Annotated in this window: 12 protein-coding genes and 1 pseudogene; 2 read left to right on the top strand and 11 right to left on the bottom strand. The window is 74.1% G+C overall.

All coding sequences use genetic code 11. The features are described from left to right. Positions 1–8: 8 nt before the first annotated feature. The 4 genes from AACH11_RS05215 to AACH11_RS05200 form a co-directional block, all read right to left on the bottom strand. Positions 9–2,243 (bottom strand): DUF294 nucleotidyltransferase-like domain-containing protein, encoded by a 2,235-nt coding sequence (locus AACH11_RS05215; RefSeq protein WP_341373141.1) that lies wholly within the window; start codon positions 2,241–2,243, stop codon positions 9–11. Between the two features lie 252 nt (positions 2,244–2,495). Then, positions 2,496–4,382, bottom strand: a complete 1,887-nt coding sequence (locus AACH11_RS05210) for a GGDEF domain-containing protein (protein WP_341373140.1) — start codon at positions 4,380–4,382, stop codon at positions 2,496–2,498. Further along, entirely contained in the window at positions 4,379–6,652 is a 2,274-nt protein-coding gene (locus tag AACH11_RS05205) for a putative bifunctional diguanylate cyclase/phosphodiesterase (RefSeq protein WP_341373139.1), read from the bottom strand. Before AACH11_RS05205 ends, AACH11_RS05210 begins: the two co-directional genes overlap by 4 nt. A gap of 18 nt (positions 6,653–6,670) precedes the next feature. Further along, positions 6,671–7,051, bottom strand: coding sequence for an Hpt domain-containing protein (locus tag AACH11_RS05200; protein WP_341373138.1), 381 nt, complete (start codon positions 7,049–7,051; stop codon positions 6,671–6,673). A 333-nt stretch (positions 7,052–7,384) separates the two neighbouring features. On the opposite strand from AACH11_RS05200, the gene AACH11_RS05195 reads away from it, so the two are divergent. Beyond that, a complete protein-coding gene (locus AACH11_RS05195) occupies positions 7,385–8,776 on the top strand; it encodes a sensor histidine kinase (RefSeq protein ID WP_341373137.1) in 1,392 nt (463 codons plus the stop codon). 45 nt (positions 8,777–8,821) lie between these two features. Here the strand turns inward: AACH11_RS05195 and AACH11_RS05190 are convergent, their stop codons facing one another. The 5 genes and pseudogenes from AACH11_RS05190 to AACH11_RS05170 form a co-directional block, all read right to left on the bottom strand. Beyond that, positions 8,822–9,604 carry a (5-formylfuran-3-yl)methyl phosphate synthase gene (locus tag AACH11_RS05190; protein WP_341373136.1) on the bottom strand — a complete coding sequence of 261 codons (783 nt, stop codon included), beginning with the start codon at positions 9,602–9,604 and terminating at the stop codon, positions 8,822–8,824. Then, on the bottom strand, positions 9,604–10,269 hold the full coding sequence (locus AACH11_RS05185) for a DUF447 domain-containing protein (protein WP_341373135.1): 666 nt from the start codon (positions 10,267–10,269) through the stop codon (positions 9,604–9,606). The genes AACH11_RS05190 and AACH11_RS05185 overlap by 1 nt, the downstream gene beginning before the upstream one ends. Positions 10,270–10,514: 245 nt before the next feature. After that, positions 10,515–11,903 (bottom strand): annotated as a pseudogene (locus AACH11_RS05180) (DUF6513 domain-containing protein); the annotation flags it as partial. After that, entirely contained in the window at positions 11,882–12,523 is a 642-nt protein-coding gene (locus tag AACH11_RS05175) for a flavoprotein (RefSeq protein ID WP_341373134.1), read from the bottom strand. The pseudogene AACH11_RS05180 and the gene AACH11_RS05175, both read right to left, overlap by 22 nt. Beyond that, positions 12,456–14,759 (bottom strand): sigma-54-dependent Fis family transcriptional regulator, encoded by a 2,304-nt coding sequence (locus AACH11_RS05170; protein ID WP_341373133.1) that lies wholly within the window; start codon positions 14,757–14,759, stop codon positions 12,456–12,458. The genes AACH11_RS05175 and AACH11_RS05170 overlap by 68 nt, the downstream gene beginning before the upstream one ends. A gap of 586 nt (positions 14,760–15,345) precedes the next feature. Between AACH11_RS05170 and AACH11_RS05165 the strand changes: the two genes are divergently transcribed. Then, on the top strand, positions 15,346–15,801 hold the full coding sequence (locus AACH11_RS05165) for a dihydroneopterin aldolase (protein ID WP_341373132.1): 456 nt from the start codon (positions 15,346–15,348) through the stop codon (positions 15,799–15,801). 268 nt (positions 15,802–16,069) lie between these two features. Here the strand turns inward: AACH11_RS05165 and fae are convergent, their stop codons facing one another. Both fae and AACH11_RS05155 read right to left on the bottom strand, forming a co-directional pair. Further along, the gene (gene fae / locus AACH11_RS05160) at positions 16,070–16,579 is read right to left on the bottom strand and encodes a formaldehyde-activating enzyme (protein WP_341373131.1); all 510 of its coding nucleotides are present in this window, start codon (positions 16,577–16,579) and stop codon (positions 16,070–16,072) included. 75 nt (positions 16,580–16,654) lie between these two features. Beyond that, the gene (locus AACH11_RS05155; protein WP_341373130.1) at positions 16,655–17,605 is read right to left on the bottom strand and encodes a triphosphoribosyl-dephospho-CoA synthase; all 951 of its coding nucleotides are present in this window, start codon (positions 17,603–17,605) and stop codon (positions 16,655–16,657) included. Positions 17,606–17,739: the final 134 nt, after the last annotated feature.

The raw sequence follows: 17,739 nt of genomic DNA, 5'->3' as shown, positions 1-17,739 counted from the left end.
GCCCCCGTTCACAGGGTGTCGAGCCGGAAGCGCTGGCGCAGCAGGCCCTTGAACTGCCGCACCACGCCCAGCGTGTCCTTCAGCAGATCGCGGTCCAGGCTGCTCAGCCGGTCCCAGTGCAGGCCGCTGCCGGCCGGCCGGCCCTGCTGCCGCGCGGCCAGGCCGGTCTTGAGCTTCAGGCCCATGAAGAAGTGCAGGCTGTCGCGCAGATCGGTGGCCATGGCCGCGCCGAGCGCGCCGGCGGCCACCAGCGCGTCCAGCCGCGCGACGGTGCCGGTGACCTCGATGCGCTGGGCGAGCGCCAGCGCGCGCACGCCGTGCACCAGCGGAAAGATGCCGGCCTTCTTCAGGTCCAGCGTGTCCTGCGCGCCGCCGTCCAGCGTGAACAGGCGCTGCCACCAGGCGCTGCCGGTGCTGGTGTCGGCGGCATCGAACTGCAGCGCGGCGGCGGCGAAGCGCGCCACCCGCACGTCGCTGTCGGCGGCCAGCGTGGCCACGGCCTCGCGCACGGTGGCCAGCAGCCGGGCGTCACCGGCCACCGGCTGGGCATCGACGAAGATGGCCAGCGCCATCAGCGCGTCGGCCGAGGGTTCGAGCAGCCAGCCGCGCGCCCGCGCGCTCCAGGCGCTGACGCTCATCCGCCAGTCGGCATTGCGCACCATGATGCCGCCCGGGCACGGCGGCCAGCCGAAGCGCTCGAGCGCCTGCGAGAAGGCCTCGCAGGCGGCGCCCAGCCCGGCCTCGTCGGCGCCGCTGGCCTCGCGCCAGTCGTCGCGCAGCACCAGGCCGTTGTCCTGGTCGGTGCGCAGCAGCTGCTCGCCACGGCCCTCGCTGCCCATCACGAACAGGCAGCTGACCTGCTGCAGCACGGGCGGCGCCAGCAGGGCCCAGGTGCGCTGCATCAGCGCCGCGTTGAGCTCCTGCACCAGGCGCGCGATGTGCGCGACCCGGGTGCCGCCGCGGTGCAGCAGGCCGATCACGCGCTCGATCTGCTGCGCGGCCACGGCCAGATCATCGAGCGAGGCGGCCTCCAGGATCTGGCGCGTGATCAGCACGCTGTGGTTGGACAGGAAGCTCAGCAGATCCAGCTGTTCGAGGATGCCGGCGATGGCCGGGCGGGCCAGCAGCGGGGGCAAGGCGCCGGGCCCGACCGGGATGGCGGCCGGATCGGCTGCTGCTGCGGCTGCGGCTGCGGCTGCTGCGGCGGCGGCGGCGGCGGCGGCGGTGCCGGGTGCACCTGCACCTGCACCCGTGCCAGCACCGGGCCCGTCCTGCGCGCGGCCTGTCGCCGCCCCGGGCGCAACGCCATCGGCCAGCACCACCACCCGCTGCACCCGGTGGCGGATCATCGTCGCCTGGGCATCGACCAGCACGTCGCTGCCGCGCACGGTCACCAGCGGCCGGCTGGCCAGCTCGCCGACCGGCAGGCGCGCGAGCTCGCGGCCGCTGAGGATGGCGCGCTGCAGGCCGGTGGCGGTGAAGATGCCGAGGTCCTGCAGCGCCTCGCCGGCCGGCATGCCGAGGGCACCGGGCTCACCGGGCTCACCGGGCTCACCGGTCACACCGGGCACACCAGGCACACCGGACGCCCCGGGTGCCACCGCCGTCGAGACCACCGAGGCCGCCGCGGCAGCCGACCCCGGCCCGGCACCCAGGCCGGCGACCAGCACGCACTTGGCCTTGTGCGCCTGCAGCAGGCGGGCGACGCTGACGATGTCGGTGGCCGCATCGACGACGAGGGCCGGCCGCAGCGCAGCCTGGTCGACCCGCGACAGCGTCAGGTTCTGCAGCTCGTGCTGGTCCTGGGCGGCGGTCAGCGCGCTCAGCTTGTGCGACAGGTCGGCGAACAGCAGCGCGCCGAAGGTGTCGTTGTCGGCGATCAGCGCCATCACCGTCTCGCGCGGCAGGCGGTAGGCCAGCACCTCCTCGGCGGCGACGAAGCGGCTGCCGCAGCGACCGGCCACCAGCGCGCGGCCGTCGAAGCACTCGCCGGGGCCGCAGGTGGCCAGCAGCTCCTCGCCGTCCCACTGCTGGACATGGCCCTTGATCAGCACCAGCAGATGGCTCGGCGCCTCGCCGGGCTGCAGCATCACCCGGCCCTCGGGCACGTAGTCGATGTCGACCGCGTCGCGCACGCGCTGGCGTTGCGCGGCATCGAGCGCGTCGAACGGGGTGACGGCGAAATTGAAGGCCTTGGGCACGGACGGTCTCGGCGACGGCAGCGAAGACCCCCATCGGAGCATGCCCGCCTGACACCAGGCCTGCGCCGCGCACGGCTGGCCCGCGCGTCGGCTCAGCGACCTGGGCCGCGGCTGATCCAGCGCAAGGATGCGTCGGGCACGGTGGACGCGGCCCCTGCGGCGCGGGCGGAACCCGTGGCCAGGACGGCACGCACACCAGGCACACCACGCACACCTCGGACGGCATGGGCGGCATGGGCGGCAGGCCCGGCCCGCCCGTCCGGCCGTGGCCGGCGTCGGCCGCCGCGCCCGGCCTCAGGTGATGCAGGTGCGGTTCTTGCCGGTGCGCTTGGCCTCGTACAGGCCCTCGTCGGCGCGTTCGAGCGCGACCTCCAGCGCCTCGCCCGGCCGCCAGGCGGTGACGCCGGCCGAGAAGGTGACGAAGACCTCGCGGCCGTCGTGCATGAACAGCGCCGCGCTGAGCCGGCGCTGCAGCCGCGTCAGCGCCGCCTGGGCCTCGTCGACCGGCGTGGCCGGCAGCAGCACGACGAACTCCTCGCCGCCGAAGCGCGCGACATGGTCGATCGGCCGCAGCCATTCCTTGACCCGCGCGGCCAGGCTCTTCAGCGCCTCGTCGCCGGCCGCGTGGCCGAGCGTGTCGTTGAGCTTCTTGAAGTTGTCGATGTCGAGCAGGCCGACGGCCAGCGGCGCGACCTCCACGCCCTCGCGCTCGACGCGGGCGCGCTCGACCTCGAACACCTTGCCGAGGCCGCGCCGGTTGGCGACCTGGGTCAGCGCATCGGTGCCGACCTCCTCGGACAGCTGGCGCAGCTCGGCCTCCAGCCCGCGCACCTGGCTCTCGAGCGCGGTGGCGCGGCCGTGCTCGGCGCTCAGCCGCTCGCGCGCGGCATGGACGACGGCATGCACGGCATGGCTGTCCTGCACCATCTGGCGCACGGCCTCGGCCAGGCTCTCCAGCGTGTCGGCGGCCTGCACGGTGTCGGCATGGGCCAGCACCTGGGTGTTGAAGGTGCCGGTGGCCTCGTCGAGGGTGCCGATCTCGGTCAGCATCTGGCCGATGACCTGCTTGAGCGCGTCGCGGGCCTGGGCGCGCTGGCTGGCCAGGGTGCGCTGGCGCTCACGGGTGTCGCTGAGCAGCGCCCGGGCGGCGCGCACGGCGCGCGCGCCCTGCGGGCCGTCCAGACGCTGGCGCAGGGCGGCGGCCTGGCCCTGGGCCCAGCTGCCGTCCTCGGCCAGCTCGGCCATGCCGTCGGTCAACGTGCGGCACAGCCCCAGCAGCTCGTCGACCAGTTCGTGGCGCAGGCCATAGAGGCAGCGCACCCGCTGGCAGACCTCGGCCACGCCTTCGGCCAGGCTGATCGTCGCGCCCTCGCGGGCGATGCGCTCGGCCAGCGCGGCCAGCTCGTCGGCCAGCTCGCGGGCGCGGGGCTCCTGCGGCGCGAGGCCGGCGCGCACGGTCGTGGCCAGGGCCTCGACGATGCGGGGGTGGTGACCGGGGGGTGCGGCGGCGCGGAGCTCGGCCGCGTGGCCCGTGCCAGCGGCGGGGCCGGACGGCGGCTCGGCGGGAGCGGTGACAGCAGTGGGCGTGGCGGCACCGGACGGGCCATCGGCGCCGACGGTCGCGTCGCCGCCCTCGGCGGCCTCGACCGGCTCGTCCGGCGCATCGGCCTCCCAGGTCGACAGCAGCGTGCGCAGGCGCGACTGCAGGCGCGGGCCATCGCTGCGGCAGGCATCGAGCACGCGCTGCAGGCTGTCCTTCTTGCGGCCGCCGGTCCAGTGGCGGCTGCCGCGCTCCAGGCCGCGGGCCAGGCGCTCGACCAGCTCGGCCCACTGCCGGGCCTGCACGACGGCGGCACCCGCCTGGCGTTCGAGCAGGCGCGGCAGCTCGTCGAGCCGGCCGGCCATCAGCGTGGCGCCGAGCTCGGTGCGCAGGCCGGGGTCGTCGGTGCAGCGGGCGGCCAGGCGGTCGATCACCGGCCGGTGGCGGGCCGGCAGCGCATGCTCGGCGGCCGCGGGCTCGCCGGCCTCCTCGGCATAGGCACGGGCGAAGTTGGCGGGCGTGGGCTCCAGCTTGGCCAGGGCCAGCCGGCGCAGCGCGCCCTTGGCCAGCGTGGCCGGGCTGTTGGCGGCGGCGGCCGGTGCGGCGGAGGAGGACGGCGCGGAGGAAGGAGGCAGGCTCATCGGACGGCAGCGGTGGCACGGCGGCGGCGCGGGACCGCTCCGGCCAGGCTGCGCGCCGGCTCGACCCGCTCGGAGGCCGGCTGCAGCAGCTCGCGCAAACCTTCAGGAGGCAGCACGTGACCTTGCAGCCAATCACGCAGGTCATCGGCCGCCACGGGGCGGCTGAACAGGTAGCCCTGCATCACGCTGCAGCCCAGACCGTGCAGGACTGCCACCTGGTGCAGGTTCTCGACCCCCTCGGCGACCACCCGCAGCTTCAGCGACTTCGCCAGCGCCATGATGGTCTTGACCACCGCCCGGTTCTCGGCCTTGCCGAGGTCCTTGACGAAGCTGCGGTCGATCTTGAGCTCCGAGATCGGCAGCGAGGTCAGCCGCGCCAGCGACGAGTAACCGGTGCCGAAGTCGTCGATCGAGATCTCGACCCCGATGTCGCTGAGCTGCGACAGCGAGGGGATGGTCGCATCGACGTCCTTCATCAGCCCGGTCTCGGTGATCTCGAGCTTGATGGCGACGTTCGACAGCTGGTGGCGGGTCAGCGCGCGGTGCACCTGTTCGACCAGATCGCGCCGCTCGAACAGCCGCGTCGGCAGGTTGACGGCCACCGAATCCTCGAAGCCGTAGGCCTCCTGCCAGACCCGGGCCTGGCGCGCGGCCTCGTTCAGCGCCCATTCCGAGAGCGGCACGATCAGGCCGGTCTCCTCGGCCAGCGGGATGAAGTCGCCGGGCTGCACCAGGGTGCTGCCGCGCTGCCAGCGCATCAGCGCCTCGGTCCCGACCATGCGCCACTGGGTGACATCGATCTTGGGCTGGTAGTGCAGCACGATCTCGTCGCGCTCGATGGCCTTGTGCAGCGCCATCTCCAGCTCCAGCTTCTCGCGCCCGCGGCCGGCCAGCATCGGGCTGTAGAGCGCGCAATCGTCCTTGCTGGCGTTCTTGACCGAGTACATCGCCACGTCGGCATTGCGCAGCAGATCAGCGACGTTGTGGCCGTCGGCCGGGAAGAGCGCGGCCCCCACGCTGCAGGTGACGAAGCACTCCTGGCCCTCGATCAGGATCGGCGCGCGCAGCGCCTCCAGGATGCGCTGGGCCACGCGCTGCACGTCGCCGGGGCCGACCTCGGGCAGCAGCGCGATGAACTCGTCACCGCCGAGCCGGCCGACCGCCTCCAGCGAGCGCCACAGCCGCGGGCCCATGCTGTCGAGCGACTGGTCGACGATCATGTCGCTGTGGCGCACGCAGAAGCGCAGCCGCATCGCCACCTCGACCAGCAGCTCGTCGCCGGCCGCATGGCCCAGGCTGTCGTTGATGACCTTGAAGCGGTCGAGGTCGATCAGCAGCATCGCCGCCTGATGGCCCTGGCGCCGCGCGTGTTCGAGCGCGCGCTCGGCGCGCCACATCAGCTGGCGGCGGTTGGGCAGGCCGGTCAGCGAGTCGTAGTTGGCCAGGTGGCGGATGCGGTCCTCGGCCACGCGGCGCTCGGTCACGTCCTGCAGGATGCCGGTGTAGCCGATGCTCGCGCCCTGCTCGTTGTACTCGGGCTCGGCCTCGACGTGCAGCACGCGGTGGCGGCCGTCGGGCAGCACGAAGGGCACGTCCATGGCCAGCACCGAGCCCTGGCGGTCCATCTCGGCGAGCACGCGCAGGAAGCCGCGCCGCTCGGGCGCCAGCACGTAGGACAGCACCCGGCGCAGGCTGACGCGCTGGTGCGGCGGCAGCGCCAGCACGCGCAGGCCCTCGGGCGAGATCGACAGCTGGGCATGGGGCTGCACGCCCTCGCGCCGCCAGTCGAAGCTGCCCATGCGGGCCAGATCCTGCGCGCGGGCCAGCTTGGCCTTGCTGCGTTCGAGCTCGGTGCGGGTGCGCGCCGAGCGCAGCAGGTAGCGCAGGCGGCCGGCCAGCAGGCTCCACTGCGTGCTCTTGACGTAGAAGTCGGTGGCACCGGCGTTGTAGGCGCGGTTGATCGACGCCTCGTCGTCGAGCCCGGTCAGCATCAGCACCGGCAGGTACTCGAAGCCGGGCTGGCGCCGCAGCGCGACGCAGGTCTCGAAGCCGTCGATGCCGGGCATCAGCGCATCGAGCACCACGATGTCGGGCGTCAGCTGGGCCAGCTTGCCGAGTGCCGCCTCGCCGCTGCAGGCCTCGATGATGTCGAAGCCGCGCTCGCGCAGCGCGACACCCGTCAGGATCAGCGTGACATCGTCGTCGTCGACCAGCAGCACCTTGGGGCGTGCGGCCTCCGGGTCGGGATCCACGGCATACGGAGTGATCATCGGGTCGGCGATGCGGGTTCAGCGCGTGTGGTTCAGCCGGACACGCACGGCCAGTTCGACCTGCGTGATCTCGTGCAACAGGGCCGACGTGAGGCGGCCGACATCATCGACACGCCCGTCACGCAGGGCCTGCTCGATGCTGGCGCACAGCTCCGACACCGCCAGGGCCCCGATGGAGGCCGACGACGATTTCAGGGTGTGGACGGCCCTGAAATGACCGTCAAGATCAGCGGCCCAGGCCCGCAGGACGGGCCGGGTCTTGTGGAGGGTGGACAGGTAGGTGCGCAGCACGCGCAGCAGCAGCTCGCCATCGGTGTCGATGCGTTCGAGCTGGGCCAGCGCCGACGGATCGAGCCGGGCCGCACCGCGGCCGCCGGCCGCGACGGACGGCGACGGCACGCTCAGCGCGACCGGACAGGCCGCGGACGGGCCAGGCGGAAGATCAGGGTCGGACGGCGGCAGGGACATCGGCGGTACGCAATGACCAGGATGGGCGACCGGACCAGCACAGCGACCGGACCCCCCTTGTTCAGGGGCCTATTCCACCACAACCGTCAGGCGGCGTGATGGCGGCACACGGACGGGTCCGGTGCGGCGCCGGCGCAACGCGAACGCGATCAGCGACGCGCGCCAGCGGGTCTGCCAGCAGAGCACGCGCAACGTCTCCTTACAATCCCCCACATGTGGAGAGAACGAGTCGTCGGCCTTCAGGCCCCCCGCCAGCTGCTCCGCATGCCTCTGCCCGTCGCCGGACTGCTGGCCGCCCTGTCGGGCGCCGCACTGCTGGCCACCGCCGGCCGGGCGGCGCACTGGCTGACCGTCACGGGCCTGACCCTGGCGCTGGCCCTGTCGGTCCTGCTGCTGACGCTGCTGGCCTGGCAGTCCGGTCACGAGCAGGCGCGTGCGGCCCTGCAGGCGGTCGAGCGCCAGCGCGAGGCCTGGCTGCGGCTGCAACCCGGTCTGGCCTGGCGCAGCGACGCCAGCCACCGGCTGCACTGGATGCAGCAGGCGACGCCGGAGGCGACCGGCGATGACACCCCCCTGCCCTGCACCATCGGCCAGCCCTGCTGGCACGGCCTGGATGACGACGCGCACAGCCTGCGCCAGCGGCTCGAAGGCCAGGGCGCGATCGAGGCGCTGGTGGTGCGGCCGCACGCGGCCGACGCGACGGGCGAGCCACCCGGCCCCACCGGCTGGCTGCTGCGGGCCGAGGCCCTGCACGATGCCGATGGCGCCTTCGCCGGCCACTGCGGCCTGCTGCTGCCCTTGCCGGCCGAGGCCGGCTGCGCCCGGGACGCCCGCGCGGAATCGCCCACCCTGGCAACGGCCGCTGACGCGGCGACCAGCGCCGCGGCCGGCCGCAGCGCGGTCGCCCCCTCGCCCGGCCTGCCGCTGGCCACCGGCGCGGCCAGCGTCGACGCCGAGACCGCCCGCGCACTGGCCGCCGAGTACGCGTCCTTCAGCTACACGATCTCGCACGATCTGCGCGCGCCGATCCGCGTCGTCGAGGGCTTCGCCCGCATCCTGAAGGAGGACCATGCCAGCGGCCTGGACCGGGTCGGCAACGACCACCTGGACCGCATCCTGGGCGCGGCCGCGCGCATGAACCACATGATCGACGCGCTGCTGTCGCTGTCGCAGCTGTCGACCCGGCCGCTGGCGCGCCAGCGCGTGCACCTGAGCCGCATCGCCGGCTACGTGCTCGACGACCTGCGGCGGCAGAACCCGGCGCGCGAGGTGCAGATCCACATCGCCGAGGACCTGCAGGCCGACGGCGATCCGACCCTGCTGCGCATGGTGCTGGAGAACCTGCTGGGCAACGCCTGGAAGTACTCGGCCAAGGTCGGCCGGGCCGAGCTGCGCTTCGAGCGCGCCTGGCAGTCGGGCCGTGCGGTGTTCGTCGTCAGCGACAACGGCGCGGGCTTCGACATGCGCTTCGCCGACCGGCTGTTCGGCGTCTTCCAGCGCCTGCACAGCAGCAGCGACTTCGCCGGCACCGGCGTCGGTCTGGCCTCGGTGCGCCGCATCGTGCGCCGCCACGGCGGCGACATCTGGGCCGACAGCGAGCCGGGCCGCGGCGCCCGCTTCTACTTCACGCTGGGCGAAGGCAGCGGCAGCTTCTGAACGCGCCGCGCGGCGGCCGAGCAGAGCCCGCGCGGCCTGAGCGACTCAGGCCGCCACCGCCGGCCGCAGCGCGGCCAGCAGGGCCCGCAGCCGCTGCGGGCACAGCGGCCCGGCACGCTCGCCCGCGCACACCGCGCTGCGGAAGCCGGCATAGGCCGGGCCGATGGCCCGCAGCCGGGGCAGATCGTCCAGGCCCAGCGCGCCGGCCAGGCCCAGCTCGGGCACGGCCTGGCCCGCCGCGGCCGAGCGCACGGCGGCGACGGTCTCGCGCAGCGCCGCCTCGCCGCAGCGCTGCAGCAGGCTGCCGCCGCGCTTGTCCTCGGTGTCGAGCATCAGCGCGGCCCAGGCCGTCAGCCGGCCCGGTGCCAGCGCCGCATCCAGCACCGTCCAGGGCACGCCCGCATCGGCCACCAGCACCGGCACCAGGCCCGGGCCGCCGGCCGCCTGCCACTGCCGCGCGCGCCCGGCCAGCGCCTCCAGCAGGGCCACGGCGGCCGGCCCGGGATCCGGCCGCACACCGATCTTGACCAGATCGACGCCGCAGGCCGCCACGGCCTCGGCCTGCGCCAGCACGATCTCCAGCGCCTGCGCCGGCCAGTCGCCGATGGTCGCGCTGATGCGGGGCACGGGCGGCGGTGCAGGCGGCACCGCCGCCCCCCGTGACGGACCCGCCGCCGCACGCAGCAGACCCACCAGCCGCACGATCTCGGCCGTCGGCAGGCCGCCGAGCGCGCCGGCCGCCGGCTCCTTCAGATCGATGTAGTCGACACCGGCGGCCTGCAGCGCGCGCGCCTCGTCCGCATCACGGACGCTGACCAGCACCCGCATCACGGCTCCACCCAGCGCGAGGAGCCGCCCAGGCCGGTCGGGCGCAGCGGATCATCGGCTGCATCAACAGCATCGACGCCCCCGGCCTGGGCCGCCAGATGGGCGTCGACGGCCGCGCGCAGCCAGGACCAGGCCTCGTGCTCCTGCGGCCGGGCGGTCTTGTCGATGGCGATCTGCAGCCACGCGAACTCGCGGCGGATCTTGTCGGCCGGCAGCAGGTGCAGACGGCTGACCAGCACCGCGCCCTCGACCACCGCGGCCTGGGCCCGGTTCAGGCCCAGAAAGGGCGCGTGCTGCGCCTCGTGCACGACGTCGAACCACAGGCGCGGGCGCTGGGCGTCGTCCTCGATGCGCGCCAGGCGCAGCTCGGCATGGGACAGCGCGGCCTCCAGCACGCCGCAGTCCACGTGCAGGGCCGGCCGCTGCGGCCAGTCCCGCCGGCCGGTGATGCAGCCGGCATAGACGCGGCCGTCGACCACGCGGTTGAGCACCGCGCAGCGGCCGTGCAGGATGTGGTCGAGCGTGGCCGAGGGCCGGAACGGCATCAGCAGCACCTGCGGCCGGCCCGCGGTGTCCTCGCGGTAGCGGATGCCCATCGGCGCGGCATGGGCGCGGCCATCCGGCGCGCGGGTGCTGACGATGGCCTCGTAGATCGTGTCGTTCATGCGGCGAGGTCGGTCGGTGGGGCGGCGCCGGGGCTGACGGCGCGGGCGTCAACACACGGATCGGTGAGGCGGTGCGGCAGGCGAGCGGCCGCCACGTCGGCCTCGGGTCCGGCCTCGGGTCCGGCCGCCGTGACCGCCGCGCCTGCCGTCGGGGGCGGCTCGGCGGACGCGGCGGACGCGGCGGATACCGGGGCCGGGTCCACGGGCGGCGCGCCCCGGTCGGCCCGCGCCTGACCGGCACCGGGGCGCGAGCGGGTCGGCCCCGGCCCGCACCAGGCGTCCAGGGGCTCGGCGGCGCGCGGCGCGGCGCAGCCGAAGTCCAGCGGCTCGTCCTGCACGTAGCGCTTGCCCAGGCGCCAGGCCAGCTCGGCCTTGGCCAGCTCGTAGCCCATGTAGAAGGCATGGCCGCCGTCGTCCTGCAGGCCCAGCCGCGGCCACAGGTCCATCGCGCCGGTGGCCGTGCGCAGGCCGTCGCGGTTGTAGACGTGCAGGCCGTCCTCGGCCACCTGGATGCGGAAGTTGGGGTCGCGCACGGCGGCGGCCTGGGCCGCGATCTCCTCGGCGCTGTCGGGCCAGGGCTGCTTGTCGTGCACCGTCATCAGCGCATCGCCCAGGCCCTTGGGCAGCTGACGGCCGGACCTGGCGGCATGCATGATGCGCCGCGCCCAGTCGGCCTCGCGCACCGCACGCCGCGCATGGCCGCTGACCTGCGTGGTCAGGATGGCGGCCACGTCCAGCTCGGCGCAGATGCCCAGCAGCAGCGCGTTGATGCCCGAGGTGTCGGCCTCGGTCAGCTCGGTCAGGTTGCCCACGCCCAGCAGGATGTCGATGTCCGGATGGCGCTGGCGCAGCGCGTGGTAGCGCACGATGCTGTCGGTGAAGCCGAAGGGCAGCGGATCGAGGATGGGGTCGGCCAGGAAGGGTCGGCCGCGGGCCTGCAGGCGCGTGATCGCCTCGTCGAGCGAGGCCGCGTCGCCCGGCTGGCGCGGGATCAGCACCGGCACGCTGGCCACCTCGTCGGCGATCCACAGCGTGTCCAGGTGCAGGCTCAGCAGATGGTCGGCACCGGCACGGCCGCCGCGCAGCAGCTCCTGCGGGTCCATCGAATCGACGCTGACCGCGTGCCCGGCGGCCTTGAGCGCCTGCACCGCCTCCTCAAGATGCGGGTACGGCGTCTGCGGCAGGCAGCCGAGGTCGATCACGTCGGCGCCCTCGGCGCGCAGCTGTTCGGCGCGCGCCAGCGTGGCGGCCACGTCCAGCCGCGGGGCGTCGGTGATCTCGGCGAAGATGCGGGTGCGCCAGGTCGAGAGGTCGACCGGCCGCGCCTGGCGCCTGAAGAAGCGCGGCAGGTCCTTGAGCTCCTCGGGGCCGCGCTGCACCGGCACGCCGTAGTGGGCGGCCAGCACATCGATGTCGCCCCGGCAGCGCCCGGGCAGGATCAGGCGGTCGGCGCCCAGCGGGGCGGGCACGCGCCGGCGCACCATGTCGGCGGTCATCAGCGCGGCCACCTGCACGCCGATCTCGCGCACCTCCCAGCTGAACGGCGGCGGCTCCTCGCCCTCGCACAGGCCGTGCAGCACGCGCTCGAGCGCGGGCTGCGCCAGACGGCCGGTCAGGAAGACGATGTGTTCCATGCGAGAGACAGTTGGTCCAGGCGCCGCGACAGCGCGGCCTCGAGCTCGGCCACCGAGGCGACGACGGTGGTGTGCTCGATGCCGCGCAGGCGCTCGACGTGGTCGAGCTCGACGCGGCGCGGGCGCAGCGTGACCCAGCCGTGCGGGGCCTCGGTGACGACGACGGGCTCGGTATCGCAGGCAAAGACGATGCCAGGGATGCCGAGCTTGCCGGCCTGGGCATACATGTTGGTCGGCAGCGTGTCGCTGAGACCGAGCGCGCACTTGGCCACCGTGTTGCTGGTGGCCGGGGCGATCACCACCGTGTGATAGACGTTCTCGTAGAGCTGGCCGACCGGCACGCCCGAGGCGGTCTTGTCGCGCACGACGCGGAAATCACGCTTGAGCACGTCGAGCGTCAGGCCGTAGATCGCCAGCACCTCCTCGCCGGCGGCCGACAACAGCAGGTCCAGATCGGGCAGGCGGCGGGCCAGCGCCAGCGACTGCTGCAGGCCGTGGCCGCTGCCGGTCACGCACCAGGCGAAGCGCCGGCCGTGGACGGCGCCGGTGGGCTCAGTCGGGGCTGGAGATGTCGATGTGCAGCTTGTGCAGCTTGCGGTAGAGGGTGTTGCGCGAGACATCCAGGGCCTTGGCCACGTTGCTGACGTTCCAGCGGTATTGTTCCAGCATCTGCAGCAGCACCTGGCGCTCGTTGGCCTGGATCGGGTTCAGGCGCGCGACCGCGGCGGCCGCCTCGTCGTCGGCGGTGGCCGGTGGGCGGGCGGGCGTCGCGGCGCGGCCGGGCGAGCCTGATGCACCGGCCGCACCGGCAGCCGCCATGACGCCCGACGGCACCGCACCGGCCGCGGAGGCGGCCGTCTGCTGGCCGGCCGGCAGATCCCGGCACGCGTCGCCCCAGGCGTCGGCGCCCTGGGCGGCGGCCTCGGCCCCACCCACGCCCCCGGCGGCTGCGCCCGCCAGCAGGCCGACCACCGCCCCGGTGCCGCCCCCCGCCACGGTCGCGGCGACGCCGGGCATCGGCAGCGTCGCACACGCGCCCTGCAGCGAGGGCAGGTGCTCGGGCGTGATCGGCGTCCCGTCGGACAACGCGGCCGCGCTGCGCAGCACATGGCGCAGCTGGCGGATGTTGCCCGGGAACGGATGCGTCATCAGCAGGCGTTCGGCTTCGGGCGTGAGCACCGTGTCGGCGCCGCCCTCGGTCTGCAGCAGGCCGCGGATCAGCTCGCGCTTGTCGGCGCGCTCGCGCAGCGGCGGCAGGGCCAGCTCGATGCCGCACAGGCGGTAGTAGAGGTCCTCGCGGAAGCGGCCCTGGGCCACCAGATCGGGCAGCCGGCCGTGGCTGGCGCTGATCAGCTGGAAATCGACCGGATGGGTCTCCTCGGTGCCCAGGGGCGTGACCTGGCGCTCATCGAGCACGCGCAGCAGCCGGGCCTGCAGCTCCAGCGGCATGTCGGCGATCTCGTCGAGGAACAGCGTGCCACCGTCGGCCTGCAGGATCTTGCCCCGGCGCCCGGTCTTCTGCGCGCCGGTGAAGGCACCGGCACGGTAGCCGAACAGCTCGCTCTCGATCAGCGTCTCGGGCAGGCTGGCGCAGTTGACAGCCACGAAGGCGCCACGGGCATGCGGGCTGGACTCGTGCAGCGCCCGGGCGAAGACCTCCTTGCCGGCGCCGGTCTCGGCGCACAGCAGCACCGGCGTGCCGCGGGCGATCACGCGGCGGCCGGTGTCCAGCGCATGGGCCAGGCGCGGATCACGGAAGGTGGCGGTGGCCGCCGCGGACAGTGCGGCCGGCCGAGCCGGCACGACCGGACGGCTGCGGCCGGCATCGCCCAGGCTGGCGGACACCGCGGGCAGCCCGGGCACCATCGGCCGCGCCGGCTGGCCCTGGGCATCCTCGGCCGGCCGCCGGGCCACGGCGAAGAAGCGCAACGCGGCATTCGCGCGATAGGTGACCACCGGGTGGTAGCTGGCGCTCATCGAGCGCTGCAGCATGTCGCCGAGCGAGGTCTGGAACAGATCCTCGAGCCGGCGGGCGCGGATCTCGGCCACGGTCGGCACGCCGAGCTGGAACAGGGCGCTGCGGTTGGCGGCCAGGATGCGGCCGTCGTCGTCGAGCGCCAGCTTGCCCTCGTGCAGCGTGTAGACGAACTCCGGCCGGCTGTGGAAATGCAGCGGATGGGCGTGGCGGAAACGCTTGTCGAGCAGGCGGTTCTCGATCATGCGCGCGGTCATGCCCAGCAGCACCAGCAGGTGCTGCTGCATCAGGCTGGAGCGGCTGGTGACGTCGAGCACGGCGGCGATCTCGCCCGAGGGATCGAACACCGGCACGGCCGAGCAGGTCAGCTCGGTGAGCTTGCTGAAGAAGTGGTCCTCGCGGCGCACGCACACCGGTGCGGCGCTGGCCAGGCAGGTGCCCATGCCGTTGGTGCCGGCCTCGGTCTCGCTCCAGCGCGCGCCCGGGCGCAGGCCCAGCGGTGCCGCCTCGGCCGCGAACTCGGGCGAGGAGACCATGTGCACGATCACGCCGTCGGTGTCGGTCAGCACCACCGCCGATTCGGTGTCGCCCAGCTGCTGGTACAGGCTGGTCATCTCGTAGCGCGCGCACTCGATGATGTCGGCCACGCGGGCGCGGCGCGCTTCGAGCTCGACGCGCGGCAGCACCGGCGGCGTGCGGGCGCGGTCGGGGTGGAGCCGGTACTCGTTGACGCAGCGGCTCCAGGACTGGGCGACCACGTCACCGGCGCGTTCGCGCGCGCCCTGGCGCACGGCCTGCAGCACGCGATCGGCGTGGTCGCGCACGCTGGGGCTCAGCAGTTCGTTGGCCGGGTCGTGGGCGGGGGCCAGGTCCAGGTTCATGGTGGTCTCCGGGCGGGGGCGGTGCGGCTGGGATGGGGCGGACGACGGACGGCGGATGCAGCAGGCGGAGACCGGTCCTGGCCACACGGGGCTGCAGGCGCGCGGACGGGCCACAGAACCGGGCAGGCACGCGGATTTTGGGCGGCGGCACGGCCCTTCACCGTGCGGGGAAACGCCGAGCCCGCAGGCCCGGCCGCACAGTGGCGCCGAGCACCGGCCGTGGCAGCGTGTCGGCACCGACACCGACACCGACACCGACACCGGCACCGGCATCGCCGCCGACACCGGCGATCCATCGCCGTCCGCAGCCGCCGGGCCCGGGGACAGCCTGCACGCGACGTGGATCGTGCGGACTGCGTCGCCCGCCTGCCGTCCACAGGGCCGGCACCGATCGCCGGGCCACACCCCTGGCCCATAATTTGCGCCGGTGGGCCCTCCGACGGGTGCCGCGCGGCCCCGCCTGTCCATGGCCGGCCGCACCGGTCCGCACCCCGCCCCCTGCCCCGCCCCAGCCCTCGCGCCTTCGCCGGTGCCCCTCACCATGGCCTTCGTCTCCGCAGCCCGCCCCGCATCCGAATCCGGCCCGATGACCGCTGTCAGCCCTGCCCTCGACCTGATCCTGATCGAAGGCCTGCGCCTGGAGACGGTGATCGGCATCCATGTCAGCGAGCTGCACGTGCCGCAGCCGCTGGTCATCGACGTCGTCGCCGGCCTGCCGCGTGCCCGCGCCTGCGACACCGACCAGATCGCCGACACCATCGACTACGGCATGCTGCGCGAGCGCCTGCTGCGCCTGGCGGCCGAGCACCGCATCCAGCTGCTGGAGGCCTTCGCCGAGGCGATCTGCGACATCACGATCGGCGAGTTCGGCGCCGCGTGGGTGCGCGTGAAGGTGGTCAAGCCGCAGAAGTTCCCGGATCTGGCCGCCGTCGGCGTGCAGATCGAGCGGGAGGCCGCCCCCCGGGCCGGCACCGCCACACCGCACGGGGCGACCCCGGTGCTCAGCCTGATCGGCGCGGGCATGGTGCCCGAGCGCCGCTGAACGACCGACGACCGACGCGCGGCCCTGCGCCGCGGCAGGCGCCCGCGGCCCGGAACGGCCGGGCCGGGCCGGGCCGGGCAGCCTCGCCTCACCTCAGTCCGAGCGGCAGAAAAAAAGGGCCCGGCAAGCCGCCAGGCCCTTGAACATCGACCAGCCGGGGCAGACTCCGGCTGACCTGCTTGCCGCGGTGCCGCCCCCTGGCCAGCACCGCGACCGTGCACGGAACGGAGCGCCGCCGGATGCGCGGCGCCCCGTCACCCGAGGGCTGTCAGCCCGCGGCGAACGGATGGGCCGACGAGCCCTTCTTGGCCACGACTTCGGCGGCGGTCGGCGAGTTGCCGACGGCGCGCGCCAGAGCTTCCTTGGTGGCGCGGTAGTTGTAGTCCTGGATCTTCTTGTCGTCCTCGGCCAGCCAGTGGATGAAGACGCCGACCGAGACGAACAGGTTGTCGGCCTCGTCGGCCGGGATGGTGCCGTCCTCGACCGAATCGGCCACGGCCATGGCCACGCCGCGCTGGGCCGGGCCGAACATCTGGACGGCCTGCTTGGCGCCCTTGATCGTGACCTTGTTGAACATCACGGTCGCCGGCTTGCACATCAGGTTCGGTGCGACGACGGCCAGCAGGGCGGTGAAGCCGTCCTTGTTGTTCACCAGCGCATTGGCGAAGGCCGACTCCGCCGGCGTGCCGCGCGGGCCGATGATGAGGTCGATGTGGGCGACTTCGTTGCCATCGCCGACCAGCGACTCGCCGACCATCATGCGGTCAATCTTTGCCATGGTGCTTGATCTCCTGTGAGCGGTTGTCAGGGTAGTGGACAGGCTCGCCGCGGGTGCGGCGCGAAGCAACTTCAATCACGTTCCGTGCCACGCGACCGGGGGTACGGGAAGATCCTCATCCCGCACGGCAGCCAGCAGCAGCGTGGCCACGGTCAGATCGGCGCAGGTGCCCGGGTTGAGGCCTGCCTGCTTGAGTGAGCGGTCCCAGTCGAGCCAGTCGTCGGCGCAGGCGCCCGGCAGATCCGGCTGCTCACCGGCCTGCAGCCGGTCCCGCCAGCGCTGCGCCGCGGCCATGACAGTGTGTGCCAGCGTCTCGCCGTGTTTTCGCACAATGTGTGAATCGGGCCCGCTGGCCATCCAGGCCAGCCAGACCTGCATCACGCGCCGGGCGGGCGGTTGCGCCGCGGTCGCCCGCCAGGCGGCCAGACCGATGTCGAACAGCTCGCGGCCGCCGTCACGGTACTGGGCGGCGATGCGGTCGCGCGGCGCGGCCAGCGCCATCAGCGGCTGCAGCGCCAGCGTGGGAGGGGCCTGCACGTCGTGCTCGGGCAGCCGGCCCAGGCCGCCGGGCTGGGTCATCGCGATCGCGGCACAGGCCTCGGCGGCATCGGCCCGGTCGAGCGCCGCGCAGACCTGCTGCAAGGCCGCGCGCCAGGCGATGTCGTCGCGTGCGGCCGCCGGCTGCCCGACCAGGCGTTCGTGCGCGGCCAGCAGCGGCGCGGCCAGCAGCACGATGCCGAGGTTGGTGTTGCAGCCGGCGGCCGCCAGGCTGGCGCTCATGGCCAGATGCACACGGCGGCCCACCGGCCGGCCGGCCGTGCACAGTGCCGGCACCACCGCCTGCGCGCTGTCGAGGAACTGGCGCGCGACCATGCGGTGGCCGTCGCGCCCGATGCTGACGTTGCCGGGCTTGCAGACGGCCACGTCCCAGCCGCAGGCGCTCAGCAGCGCGCGGGCGGCCTGCAGGTCCAGGCCGGGTGTGGCGGCGGGGGTGGGCGGGGGTGACGGGCAGGTGTCGGTGGGCATCGGTCAGGTGGACGGCGGTCAGGTGGGCGTGGCGCGGGAAGGTGGTCGCGGGAAGGCGCGAGCCGATGGCGCGTGGCAGGGACGTCGACGGGCGGAACGGGGCGAGGCGACGAGGGACGGCGGACGGTGACGGG

The sequence above is a fragment of the Pseudaquabacterium rugosum genome (genome assembly GCF_038066575.1).
GTDB classification, from domain to species: domain Bacteria; phylum Pseudomonadota; class Gammaproteobacteria; order Burkholderiales; family Burkholderiaceae_C; genus Pseudaquabacterium; species Pseudaquabacterium rugosum.
Note: the sequence above shows the minus strand (reverse complement) of the source record. Positions and strands in the feature narration are given on the sequence as shown.

Coding starts and splice junctions, on each gene's coding strand:
- fae (WP_341373131.1), bottom strand. CDS start 16,579: ATGGCAAAGATTGACCGCATGATGGTCGGCGAGTCGCTGGTCGGCGAT.
- AACH11_RS05195 (WP_341373137.1), top strand. CDS start 7,385: ATGCCTCTGCCCGTCGCCGGACTGCTGGCCGCCCTGTCGGGCGCCGCA.
- AACH11_RS05215 (WP_341373141.1), bottom strand. CDS start 2,243: ATGCTCCGATGGGGGTCTTCGCTGCCGTCGCCGAGACCGTCCGTGCCC.
- AACH11_RS05185 (WP_341373135.1), bottom strand. CDS start 10,269: ATGAACGACACGATCTACGAGGCCATCGTCAGCACCCGCGCGCCGGAT.
- AACH11_RS05210 (WP_341373140.1), bottom strand. CDS start 4,382: ATGAGCCTGCCTCCTTCCTCCGCGCCGTCCTCCTCCGCCGCACCGGCC.
- AACH11_RS05190 (WP_341373136.1), bottom strand. CDS start 9,604: ATGCGGGTGCTGGTCAGCGTCCGTGATGCGGACGAGGCGCGCGCGCTG.
- AACH11_RS05155 (WP_341373130.1), bottom strand. CDS start 17,605: ATGCCCACCGACACCTGCCCGTCACCCCCGCCCACCCCCGCCGCCACA.
- AACH11_RS05205 (WP_341373139.1), bottom strand. CDS start 6,652: ATGATCACTCCGTATGCCGTGGATCCCGACCCGGAGGCCGCACGCCCC.
- AACH11_RS05170 (WP_341373133.1), bottom strand. CDS start 14,759: ATGAACCTGGACCTGGCCCCCGCCCACGACCCGGCCAACGAACTGCTG.
- AACH11_RS05175 (WP_341373134.1), bottom strand. CDS start 12,523: ATGTCTCGCGCAACACCCTCTACCGCAAGCTGCACAAGCTGCACATCG.
- AACH11_RS05165 (WP_341373132.1), top strand. CDS start 15,346: ATGACCGCTGTCAGCCCTGCCCTCGACCTGATCCTGATCGAAGGCCTG.